At 51.5% G+C, this 12229-nt stretch carries 6 protein-coding genes; 5 read left to right on the forward strand and 1 reads right to left on the reverse strand.

Translation table 11 applies throughout. The features are described 5' to 3' along the window. The first annotated feature begins 205 nt into the window (after positions 1-205). Together ACTRXD_RS20660 and ACTRXD_RS20665 are read left to right on the forward strand one after the other, a co-directional pair. Positions 206-1429: an IS110 family transposase gene (locus ACTRXD_RS20660; RefSeq protein WP_442433664.1), complete on the forward strand. Its 1224-nt coding sequence runs from the start codon at positions 206-208 to the stop codon at positions 1427-1429. A gap of 324 nt (positions 1430-1753) precedes the next feature. Beyond that, entirely contained in the window at positions 1754-2530 is a 777-nt protein-coding gene (locus ACTRXD_RS20665; protein ID WP_442433665.1) for a hypothetical protein, read from the forward strand. 535 nt (positions 2531-3065) lie between these two features. Here the strand turns inward: ACTRXD_RS20665 and ACTRXD_RS20670 are convergent. Then, complete coding sequence (locus ACTRXD_RS20670; RefSeq protein WP_442433666.1) at positions 3066-4070, reverse strand: polyprenyl synthetase family protein; 1005 nt, start codon at positions 4068-4070, stop codon at positions 3066-3068. Between the two features lie 312 nt (positions 4071-4382). Between ACTRXD_RS20670 and gltB the strand changes: the two genes are divergently transcribed. The 3 genes from gltB to ACTRXD_RS20685 all read left to right on the forward strand — a co-directional run bounded on the left by gltB (position 4383) and on the right by ACTRXD_RS20685 (position 12150). Further along, positions 4383-8954, forward strand: a complete 4572-nt coding sequence (gene gltB, locus ACTRXD_RS20675) for a glutamate synthase large subunit (RefSeq protein ID WP_442433667.1) — start codon at positions 4383-4385, stop codon at positions 8952-8954. Continuing rightward, a complete protein-coding gene (locus ACTRXD_RS20680; protein WP_442433668.1) occupies positions 8947-10377 on the forward strand; it encodes a glutamate synthase subunit beta in 1431 nt (476 codons plus the stop codon). Before gltB ends, ACTRXD_RS20680 begins: the two co-directional genes overlap by 8 nt. A gap of 261 nt (positions 10378-10638) precedes the next feature. Next, on the forward strand, positions 10639-12150 hold the full coding sequence (locus ACTRXD_RS20685) for a multinuclear nonheme iron-dependent oxidase (RefSeq protein WP_442433669.1): 1512 nt from the start codon (positions 10639-10641) through the stop codon (positions 12148-12150). Positions 12151-12229: the final 79 nt, after the last annotated feature.

Consider the following 12229-nt stretch of genomic DNA (forward strand, 5'->3'; position numbering starts at 1 on the left):
TTCTTTATTCATGCTCATGCATCCCTGGCGCTTGCTGGGGCGAGGACCGACGAAGCCTACTCCCTCCCAAAGGAGCCAGGACAGACCGTCCCCCCCATGCAAGGAACGGCGAGCAACGTTCTATAGGAAGTCGTCCCGATGAGGACCGATATAAGGCCAACGAGTCGTTCAGGCGCGGTGGGACGCTTCGAGAAAGGAGCGATTGATGGCACGGTATTACTTGGGAGTGGATTGGGGCGATGAGGAGCATGGCGTGTGTGCGCGAGAGGAGACGGGCGCCATCGTGTGGGAACGGATGGTGCCCCACACGTCGACGGGGCTGAGCGTCTGGGGGCGGCAGCTTGATGAATGGCGTGCCGTAGGAATTGAGCTGTGGGCCGCCATTGAGAAACCCGACGGGCGGGTGGTGGATTGTCTGCTGGATCATGGTGTCGTCGTCTACCCCGTGAATCCCAAAGCCGTCGATCGAGCCCGCGATCGGTTTCGTATGAGTGCCTCGAAAAGTGATACCTTTGATGGCCGGGTGCTGGCGGATTTTCTGCGCACCGATCACGCGCACTTCTCGCCCCTACGGCCCAGCTCGGTCGCTGCCCAAGAAGTCAAACTCCTGACTCGCGATCACGCGCGGGTCGGGCGCCAACAGACGCGGACACTCAATCAGCTCACGAGCACCCTGAAGGAATACTATCCGCGCGTGCTGGACCTCTTTGGGGACCTGACGACGCAGCTGGCGTTGGATTTTCTGCAAACCTATCCGACCCCGGCCACTCTCACCACGCTGCAGCTGCGCCCATGGCAGCGGTTTGCGCGCCAGCATCGGCTGGGCCCGGCGCGAACGATCGCGTTGTGGGCGCAACTCAAAGCGCCTCAAGTTCCCGTGCCCGAGCATGTCGTGCGGGCTAAGGCCCGATTGGTCGCGGTGCTGATCGCGCAGCTGCTGGTCACCCACCGCGCCGTGACGGAATACCAGGCAGAGATTGAACGTTTTTTTGGAGGCCTCTCGGCAGCTAAGTGGATGCAGACGCTGCCGGGAGGTCTCAGTGGCACGATGATTCCCCGGTTGTGGGCGGAGCTGGGCGATGCCCCGGGTCGCTGGGCCTCGTGGAGCCACCTGCAAGCCCAGGCTGGGACCGTGCCGCTGACGCGCCAGAGTGGAAAAAGTTGTGTGGTGCGGTTTCGGGTCGCATGCAACAAGCACCTCCGTCAGGCGATTTGGCAGGTAGCCTTTCAGTCGTTGAGACACAGTGAGTGGTCCAAGAGTTACTATCAGCAATGTCGCGCCCGCGGGCATCGGCACAACCAGGCACTCCGGGCTTTGGGGGCCAAATGGTTGAAAATCATTTTCCGCATGTGGCAACACCAGGTGCCGTACGACGAACAATATCATTTGGCGAATATGACCAGACAATACCTAAGAGCCACGGCGTAAGAAGGGGGCTTGACAACCTCATAGGAAGTCTGTCCTGAGTCTGGGCGAAGGGCTCAGACAAGGCCCACCGATCTTTTTGAGCGTCCACCCATGGGGCCGGACGGTAGGGGGCGGTCATAGGGAAGAATTGAAGTGCTCAAAGCTAAAGCAGAGGAGCCTAGGAGTTAGCCAAACGGATGGATATTTGAGGTGAAAAAATGCGGAAAATGAAACCGAATACGCAATTCTGTTACATGGAAGTTGCAACCTAACTTCGAAAGATTTCAACATTAAGTCTAATTTTAAGATGATGGGGCATAATGTCGCTTCAGGGATTGGGAAGAAATGGAATTGGAGCTTCTTGACCTAGATTCGTTGGAGACCTGGCATTCAGATTTTCATGCTCTTGTCTACCAGCAGGACATTTGGCTCAAAATAGAAGCGAAGCTAGACGCAGCGCCGCCCCAAGGTGAGGAATTCCTCCTCCAAATTACGTGTGCCCCCGACTGCCTAAGAGACGACCTTGCTAAGCTTCTCCGACACAGGGCACGAGAAATTCTGTTTCTCAGATATTCTCATGTGGTTAGTTACCATGGCTGTCGTGTAAGTGACGAGAACCAGTATCGGCTAGGAGGAATTTTCCCTTCCAATCCAAGTGCCCTCATTTCTAAGGCTCGTTCATTGTTTGGGGACATTCCAGGTTTTGAAGAAGCGCTTCAGGACATTGCACCATGGTATTTAAGCTATAACGAAGGTAAAGTGGGCCTGCTCTTTTCATGCATCCGCGCGAAAGATGATCGAAATACATATACAGGGGGGAGCGAGCTAATTCGTAGTATCGCCAATCGGCTCGGACCGGAGGCCAAGTTACGGTTCGCTCAGACAGGAAGACGTAGTTTGATCAAGTGCGCTATCCCGACAGAATGGTTAGAAAACCAAACGACATTTCCCGTAATAGGATCGTTCAGCAATAATGTAGTAGAACATCTGATCCGAAGACGCAAATGGCCTGAAGGTAATTTTGTTGGGTTTGACGGGGCATATATGCTTACTAGGGCTGTGCCTCCAGAGAACATCCTTGAGTTCATCGACATGACGGATTTCAGTGACGACGATCAGTGAGGTGATATGGAAAGCCCGTGTGTAACTTCTTATACGCATCAAGGGTGTTCGAGACCACCTCTTTGAATAAAATGGACTCGCCATTTGCTCCGTGACTTTGATGCAACGACTGCAAGCCGCTTTTTCCATTGTGTGATGGTCATTTGTTTCCGACGCCTGCTGCCCGACCAGGGGGACGGACGCTCTTCTAGCTTGGCGGGCCTTGTTTGAGCGGAGCGAGTTGGACCGCCCTCCTGTTTCCCGGGTCTGTCCCATCCAATGAGGTCGGACTGGGCGTCAATGGTTTTGGGTCCTTTTGCCGGAACAAAAGGGCCTCGCTTGCCGGGGCGAAACCCGGCAACATCAAAAATCGCTTGGCCAATGAGCATGACATGTCCCACCTAAATCAACGGATGTTGCGCTTTCACAAAGGCCAAGATGGATTCCCGATTAAAACCTTCGGGAATGACCGGCTGGTACAATAGAGTCAGGTCGAAGGAGAAATGCCCTATTCTTATACTTTCGAAATGCAACTACGAATAATTTTTGGAGGGTATTATTGGTCGCGGTTGACCATGTAGCAGGCGGTGATGGAGAGGGATCGTTTGGCCATGCAGGCGGGGAACGGTTCAAGGTCGAGGGCCGCGGCTTCCACGTATTCTCGCGCTCGAGCAGTGGAATAGGACAGAGACCCTTGTTTCTGCATTAATTGGATGATTTTCGTGACGTCCTCATCCTCTATGGCATGTGCCAAGATCTTTTCGGTGATCCATTGGTTGTCTTGAGGGGAACAAGTCTGGAGAAGGTGAAGTAGGGGAATGGTAATCATGCCCTGGCGAATATCCTGACCAAGGGCTTTGCCGAGCTTTGCCCGGTCTGCGGAATAATCCAAGCGATCGTCAGCCAATTGGAATGCCATTCCAAGATGGTAGCCAAACCGATAGAGGGCGGCTTGTTCTTCTATCGAGGCACCTCCCACGATCGCGCCGACCTTACAGGAGGCAGCGACCAGGGCAGCCGTTTTATATTCAACAATTTTGAGATAGGCGGCCTCAGACAGGTGCGGTTGACTGTTGGCGCAGAGTTGAAGGACCTCCCCTTCTGCCATCTTTCGGCAGGCATCCGCTAAGGCTTCGTTGATACCATGGTTGTGAAAGGTGGCAATCAGGGCCATGGCCTGGGAATATAAATAATCCCCCACTAGAATACTGGCTTGATTGCCCCAGATTTTTCTCGCAGTGGGTTGTCCCCGTCTCAGATCGGCTTCGTCTAACACATCGTCATGTAATAACGTGGCCGTATGGATGAATTCGACGAGACTGCCCAGCAACAAAAAATCTTTTTGAAGAAATCCACAGAGGCGGGCACAAAGAATAAGGAGCAGGGGGCGGATGCGTTTCCCTCCGCTGGCAAAAATGTGCCCAGCGACGGTATTGATGAGCGGGGCATGCGATTCAAGGTGTGTGGTAATTTGGTTTTCAACCTCAATGAGGTCCGGCCGGAAGGCTTCCCACACATCCTCCATGGACTCCAGGTCTCTAAGGGCTGGTTCCTGATGCATGGCGGCGATACTAGGGGGTCGTCTGTAGATTGTCAAGCTGAACCATAGCTTGGAAATCAATCAGCATTTTTTGAAAACCCGCATGCATGTGAGGGAAATATTGCGTACCGGAAAATGGATCGTCTTGACAGATTTTTTGACCATCCATTAATCTTGTCGTTTACAATTTTGATTTAGACTTCCCTTTTCTTCCGTCGCTCTCCGGGACCACACAACGACACCATGGCCCATAGAGACTCTATTAAGGGGTAGCGTGCCTTAATCTCCTTTTTAATGATGGCCAACAATATTTTTAGGTGAAACGTGAAACAGGTGACTAATCAACCAGTGTGGAATCTCCCGGGATTGCCTTTAGTTCAAGGCCTCTACCATCCCGGAAATGAGCATGATGGCTGTGGAATCGGGTTTGTGGCCCATATAAAGGGGCAAAAATCACATGACATCATAGAAAAGGGCCTGGAAGTCAACAAAAATCTCACTCATCGGGGAGCACAAGGGTGTGATCCATGTACCGGTGATGGAGCAGGAATACTCTCTCAGATACCCCACGAGTTTTTTCATCGGGTTGCGGCCGAAACGGGTGTCGACCTTCCTGTAGCCGGAGCCTATGGGGTCGGCATGGTATTTCTGCCGCAGGATGCCAGGACCAGGCAACAGTGCGAAGCCATCTTTGAAGCGATTGTACGTGAAGAGGGGCAACATTTTTTAGGGTGGCGGGATGTGCCGGCCAAAGAGGATCAAATAGGAGATCAGGCTCGACAAACGATGCCCGTCATTCGACAGTTTTTTGTGGCACGTGAATTACTGAATCCCATGCAGTTTGAACGCAAACTGTATGTCATTCGTAAACGAATAACCCGTGCCATTCGCGAATCCGCGCTCCCCGGGAAGGAATGGGTCTATATTTCCAGTTTGTCCGGAAACACGATTGTCTATAAGGGGATGCTGTTGCCGGAACAGGTTGCACTGTTTTATCCCGATCTCGCGGATCCCACATTTACGTCGGCGTTGGCCCTGGTGCATTCGCGCTTTAGTACCAATACGTTTCCGACCTGGGCCTTAGCCCATCCCTACCGCTACTCCGTCCATAACGGCGAAATTAATACTTTGAAAGGGAATGTCAATTGGATGCGGGCCCGACAGGGGAGGCTTGCCTCTGATCTGTTCGGGGATGATCTCAAAAAGTTATTTCCCATCATTGATGATTCCACGCAAAGCGATTCGGCCTGTTTGGATAACGCCATAGAATTTTTGGTATTGGCCGGCCGGTCCTTGCCCCATGCCATGATGATGCTGATTCCGGAACCGTGGGTGGGAAATCCCCAAATGGATTTTGACCGGCGAGGGTTTTATGAATATCACGCGGCGGTGATGGAACCGTGGGATGGACCCGCGGCTGTGTGCTTTACGGATGGAAAGCTCGTGGGTGCCACCTTGGATCGGAATGGTCTGCGTCCCTGTCGTTATCAAATCACCAAGGATGATGTCGTGGTGTTGGCTTCAGAGGCGGGAGTGCTTCCGGCGGATCCTAAGACCATTCGCATGAAGGGACGTCTGCAACCGGGTCGCATGTTTGTCGTGGATACCGTCCAAGGACGTATTCTTGACGACGAGGAAATTAAAGCCGATATCACCAAACGTAAGCCCTATCGACAATGGCTCACGCAATATCGGGTTTCCTTAGATGAACTGCCTGAGCCACTCAATGTGCCGCAACCCGATCACCCGACGCTGCGCCAACGTCAACAAGCCTTCGGGTTCACCGTGGAAGAGTTGAAAATGGTGTTGATCCCAATGGCAGTCACGGGTGAAGAGCCTATTTCTTCAATGGGAACGGATACCCCATTAGCCGTGTTGTCCGAACGGCCGCAATTGCTTTTTAAATACTTCAAACAATTGTTTGCGCAAGTGACGAATCCTCCTATCGACCCGATCCGTGAGCATCTGGTGATGTCTCTTGTCACCAACATCGGGCCAAAACCGAATGTCATTGCAGAGATTCCAGAGGCATGCCGAAGGATCAAATTGCAGCAACCGATCCTGAGCAATGTTGATCTGCAAAAGATTCGCATGATTGGGGATCCTCACTTTAAAAGTAAGACACTGTCCTTGCTTTTTAAAGTTGCGGAAGGACCTGAGGGCATGGCGGCCGCTCTTGATCAATTATGCCAGCAAGCCTCGAAAGCCATAAAGGATGGCGAAAAGTTTCTCATTTTGAGCGATAGAGGCGTCAATGCCGAGTGGGCGCCCATTCCTAGTCTATTAGGTGTTTCGGCTGTGCATCATCATCTGGTTCGAGAAGAAACCCGGACGGAGGTCGGGCTGATTCTGGAAACAGGTGAACCGCGTGATGTGCATCATTTCGCCTGTCTTATCGGTTATGGAGCCGGGGCCATCAATCCGTATTTGGTGTTTGAGTCCCTCGTGGATATGGAACGGGAAGGGTATTTTCCTGAAAGCGTGGATGCGGCAACGGCCGAATCAAAGTTCATTAAGGCCGTCAATAAAGGATTACTGAAGATATTTTCAAAGATGGGAATCTCCACAGTCCAGTCCTATTGTGGAGCTCAAATTTTTGAGGCCATTGGCCTGAATAGCAAACTGATTGATCGGTTCTTTACCGGAACGGCTTCACGGATCGAAGGAATTGGTCTCAGTGAGGTGGGGGAAGAGACCTTGCGCCGACATGCGCTGGCTTATCGTCCGGTCCCCATGCGGCAATTAGATTTTGGTGGCGAGATTCATTACCGGATTCAGGGAGAGCACCATAATTGGAATCCTGAAACCATTTACAAACTTCAGCATGCCTCGCGTGCGAATGATGCCAAAGCCTATGCGGATTTTTCAGCCCTGGTGAATAAAGAGGATGAACGGCGCTCCAATCTTCGCGGACTGTTTGAGTTTAACTGGGCGGGCGAACCGGTCGCTCTTGAAGACGTGGAGCCTGCCAGCGAAATTGTGAAGCGATTTACTACCGGTGCCATGTCGTTTGGGGCAATCAGCAAAGAAGCGCATGAGACGTTGGCCATTGCCATGAATCGCATAGGCGCCAAAAGTAATACCGGCGAGGGTGGTGAGGATCCGGAGCGATTTACACCTTTGCCGAACGGCGATTCCAAAAATTCTTATATTAAGCAAGTGGCATCGGGTCGTTTTGGGGTAACGGCGCATTACCTGGTGAATGCCAAGGAGTTGCAAATTAAAATGGCCCAGGGTGCCAAGCCCGGCGAAGGCGGGCAATTACCGGGACACAAAGTCGATGAATTTATTGCCAAACTTCGCTATTCCACGCCGGGAGTGCAACTGATCTCTCCTCCCCCTCATCATGATATTTATTCTATCGAAGATCTGAAACAACTCATTTTCGACCTTAAAAATTCCAATCCTGAAGCAGCGATTTCCGTGAAACTCGTGGCCGAGGTCGGGGTTGGAACCGTGGCCGCAGGCGTGGCAAAGGCTCATGCGGATAAGGTTCTCATAAGTGGAGATTCCGGAGGAACCGGAGCGTCTCCCTTATCGTCCATTAAGTACGCGGGAGTCCCCTGGGAATTAGGTCTGGCGGAAACCCATCAGACGCTTGTGCTCAATAACCTGCGTGGACGAATTCGAGTAGAAACCGACGGCCAAATGAAAACTGGCCGTGATGTGGTCATTGCAACCCTTTTGGGAGCGGAAGAGTTCGGTTTTTCCACAGCCCCCCTCATTGTTGAGGGATGCATCATGATGAGGAAATGCCACCTCAATACCTGTCCGGTGGGAGTGGCCACCCAAGATGGGGAGTTACGAAAACAATTTACGGGAAAACCAGAGCATGTTGTGAACTTCTTTATGTTTGTGGCAGAAGAGATCCGTTCCCTGATGGCCAAACTCGGATTCAGGACCATGCGCGAGATGATCGGACGGGTGGATAAGCTCAAAGTGCAAAAAGCTGTGGATCATTGGAAAGCCAAAGGATTGGATTTATCTCCGTTATTGGTGAAGCCGAATGTCGGACCTGAAGTGGCCACCTCCTGTGTACAAGCACAAGATCACGGTCTGAAAGAAATTTTAGATAATCAATTGGTAGAATTGTGTCAATCTGCCATTGACGGGGGTGAACCTGTTTCGCTGGATCTGCCTATACGAAATGTGAATCGGACCACCGGTACTGTTCTATCAAGCCACATTGCACGCCGGTATGGGCCGGAAGGGCTTCCTCCCGACACGATTCGGATTAAATTTACCGGATCGGCCGGACAATCCTTTGGAGCATTTTTGTCGAAGGGTATTACGCTGACTCTGGAAGGTGAGTCAAATGACTATTTGGGAAAGGGTCTTTCTGGAGGGACAATTATTGTCGTTCCCCCGAAAGGGGTGACGTATTTGCCGGAAGACACGATTCTGATCGGGAACACGTCCTTATATGGGGCGACTGGTGGTGAAGGGTATTTTTATGGCATTGCGGGAGAACGGTTTGCTGTTCGGAATAGTGGCGCACGGGCTGTTATCGATGGAACCGGCGATCATGGGTGTGAATATATGACCGGGGGGGTGGTGGTGGTTCTGGGGAAGACGGGACGAAATTTTGCTGCAGGGATGTCCGGAGGGGACGCTTTTGTCTTAGATGAAGATGGGCAATTCCCTGCACGTTGCAATATGGGCATGGTGGAATTAGAGCCTGTCGTGTCATCCGAAGATCAACAGACCCTTCGTGCGATGATTGAAGCCCATTTTCGGTACACCCAAAGTGACAATGCCAGGCGGGTGCTGGAATCGTGGGATATGATGTTGCCGAAATTTGTCAAAGTCATGCCGAGTGATTACAAGCGAGTGCTGCAGGAACGGAAAACGGCTTTGGCCAAAGAGCATGCTCAACGGAAACGTGAGGCGGTGAGTCGTGGCTGATCCTCGTGGGTTTTTGAAATATAAACGGGAAGGACCTCAACGACGGCCGGTTGCGCAGCGGGTTCTAGATTGGAAAGAATTGTATGACCCATTTCCCGACGAAAAGTTAAAAGTTCAAGGGGCCCGCTGTATGGACTGCGGGGTGCCATTTTGCCAAAGTCCCGCAGGCTGTCCTGTCGAGAATTTGATCCCCGAATGGAATGATCTCGTGCATCGCGGGCGATGGAAAGATGCCCTCAAAGCGCTTCATGCGACCAACAACTTTCCTGAGTTCACCGGGCGCCTATGTCCGGCTCCATGCGAATCGGCCTGTGTGTTGGGCATTAATAGCGATCCGGTCTCCATTCGTGTCATTGAATGGAATATTATTGATAAAGGATTTGAGGAAGGTTGGGTCGAGCCGGTGTTGCCGGTTGGCTCTTCCGGGAAGCGCGTTGCGATTATCGGGTCGGGTCCAGCAGGATTGGCCGCGGCACAACAATTAGCCCGGACGGGGCATGAAGTGACAGTGTTGGAGAAGGCTGATCGGATTGGAGGCTTGCTTCGCTATGGAATCCCTGATTTCAAAATGGAGAAGTGGGTATTAGACCGTCGTTTGGAGCAAATGCGAAAGGAGGGTGTGACGTTTCAGACTGGCGTGTGTGTGGGTGTGGACGCCACCGTTCAGGACCTCCGTCATGACTATGATGCCGTGTTACTTGCCATGGGAGCTGAGCAACCGAGAGAATTGCCGGTTCCGGGAAGAGACCTTAAAGGCGTTCATCTCGCCATGGACTATCTGACCCAGCAGAATAAGCGAGTGGCCGGGGATGCCGTTCCTGGAGAGCACATATCGGCTCAGGGCAAACGGGTGGTCATTATTGGTGGTGGTGATACCGGATCAGATTGTCTGGGAACGGCTCATCGCCAAGGGTGCCTGGAAGCCCATCAATTCGAGTTACTACCCCAACCGCCACCGACTCGGGCTGTGTCGACACCATGGCCCTTATGGCCGATGCAATTACGAACGTCTCATGCCCACGAGGAAGGGTGTGATCGTGAATGGAGTATTGCCACCACAAAATTTTCAGGGGAAAAGGGACATCTGACTCGTTTGCATGCGACTCGTGTGAATTTTGAGAATGGGAAGGTGGTTCCTGTGCCGGGGGCCGAGATCAAGATGGATGTTGACCTGGTGTTGTTGGCGATGGGGTTTACCGGGCCGGTGAAGAACGGCCTACTGGATTCTTTTGGGCTACAATATGATCCCCGAGGGAATGTCGCCGTTGATGAACACTTCATGACTAATGTGGATGGGGTGTTTGCTACCGGAGACACGAAGCGGGGTGCGTCACTGATTGTCTGGGCAATTGCAGAAGGAAGAAAGTCTGCGGCCGGCATTCACCGGTATCTCCAAACCGGGCAATCCTTTCGAGCGTCCTGATTTCATTTCCTTCCTGGATGTTTTGCGCCTTCCTCGGATTTAGAAGGCTCTTGTGAAATGTCAGTGATGGGTGTGAGCGTTCTGCTACAGACAATAAAGAAAAAGTAGTGAGCAATGGCATCCCCAGCGCGTTCGCCACGCTGCTGTGATTATGCCTCCTTCCTGTACCTCTTCGTTCTTGTAATTTTGAGCTTCCCAGACGGGCATATTTTGAATGCCCCCCTCGGAATTTATTACTTCCTAGCCTTTTAAGTCGCTGGAATGAAGAAACGTTTGACCTATTCAACAGACCCATCAAGTCGAGAGGCTGTCTATGATGAGTTTCTTCGGCGCGCAGGCAGGATTCCATTTCTGGGTGTTGGCTTATCGGTGGATGTGTATTCTCCTGATGTCTTTGACTTATATCAGGAACTTCGACGTGAACAAATCCCTATGGGTTATCTTGAAATTTTTCATGCGGATTCTAAAGCTTTGGAGATGGTTCGAGCTCGGCTTCCTGACACTCCTTTGGCTTACCATGCCGAAGGGGTATGGGTCACGCAACCTGATTGGGACACCGCATACAATTCTCAAGAGCGAGTAAGGGCTATCGCCTGCAATTCTCGAATGTTACAGGCTCATTGGGTCAATCAAGAATGTGCGGCCAAAGAAATAGCCGGTTTTTCATTTGGGACCTATTTGCCTCCTGTCTTTACCAGAGCTTCTGCTGACATTACGGCTTACCAGGCGTGGAACGTTCAGTTGCAGCTTGATGAATGTGCCTGGGGGCTACAGGCTAACTCGCCATTGCTGCTTTTGGAGAGCCCCCCATTAACCTATTTTTTGATGGGTGAATTGCCGTATGCAGAATTTTTCTCGAACATTACCGGCAAAGCGCCCTGTGGGTTGGTCTTGGATCTCGGGCATGTTTGGACGGTCTATCGATATTCGGGCGCTTGGCGGAACCAGTGCCTGGAATCATTTTTTGAAGATTTTCTTAAGAAATTTCCCCTGGAGAGAGTGATCCAAATTCATGTAGCAGGTCTGGATTGCCATCCGCATATACCTACAGAAGTGGGGTCAGGACTATTTGAGAATCCTCCGGATTGGATTGACGCTCATGAAGCTCCCATTCCGGACGAATTACTTATGCTCTTGGCTCGGGTGATAAGGGAACCCCGTCTACTCAATCTGAAAGGCATCGCCTTAGAAGTCGATAATAAGCAAATACCGCTCATATGTCGGGAAATGAAAACGGTATTGAAGATGATGGAGCCCTTTGTGCATGTGCCTGCCCGGGTGCCTTCCCCCGCCGCAAATCTTCAGAAGGTATCAACCTGTCCAGTGGAAAACGTCGAGCCTTCTTGGGAAACTCGTGAGGTATTAACCCGCCAATATAGAGAATTCATGGCATTGGTGAGTGAGGTCCTGAGTGGCCGGCTGGATGTACCTAGCCAATGGGATGCCGAAATGCATAAGGGGTTTCATGTGTATGCGACGCAGTATTTACCATATGAGATTCTCTCATGGGGTGGAGATGTGAGGGTAATGTTTCCCAATGCGTGTGCTATTTTGGATCAATATGGGATTTCCTTGAAACAATTCGTTGAATTTTGGTTTGCCCATCCTCGAACATCTGAATCCGAATATGATTTTTTCCTGCTCAAAATTAATGTTTTTGTGGAATTTATTGGTCAGGTGTTTCCTGGGGCGAGTTCACTGGTCAAACAGGAAGCCGAGTTTCTTGCCCAAGGCTATCTCCTCGCGTCTCAGGTGCCATCGACGTACCCATGACTATTCCCCGTAAAATTGGTTTTGTCTTTTCAGTGATCTGGTCGGTAGAAGGAGTTTGGGCAGATTGGTTGAATGCTGG

This window comes from Nitrospira sp. T9, from assembly GCF_052156535.1.
In the GTDB taxonomy this organism is placed as follows: domain Bacteria; phylum Nitrospirota; class Nitrospiria; order Nitrospirales; family UBA8639; genus Nitrospira_E.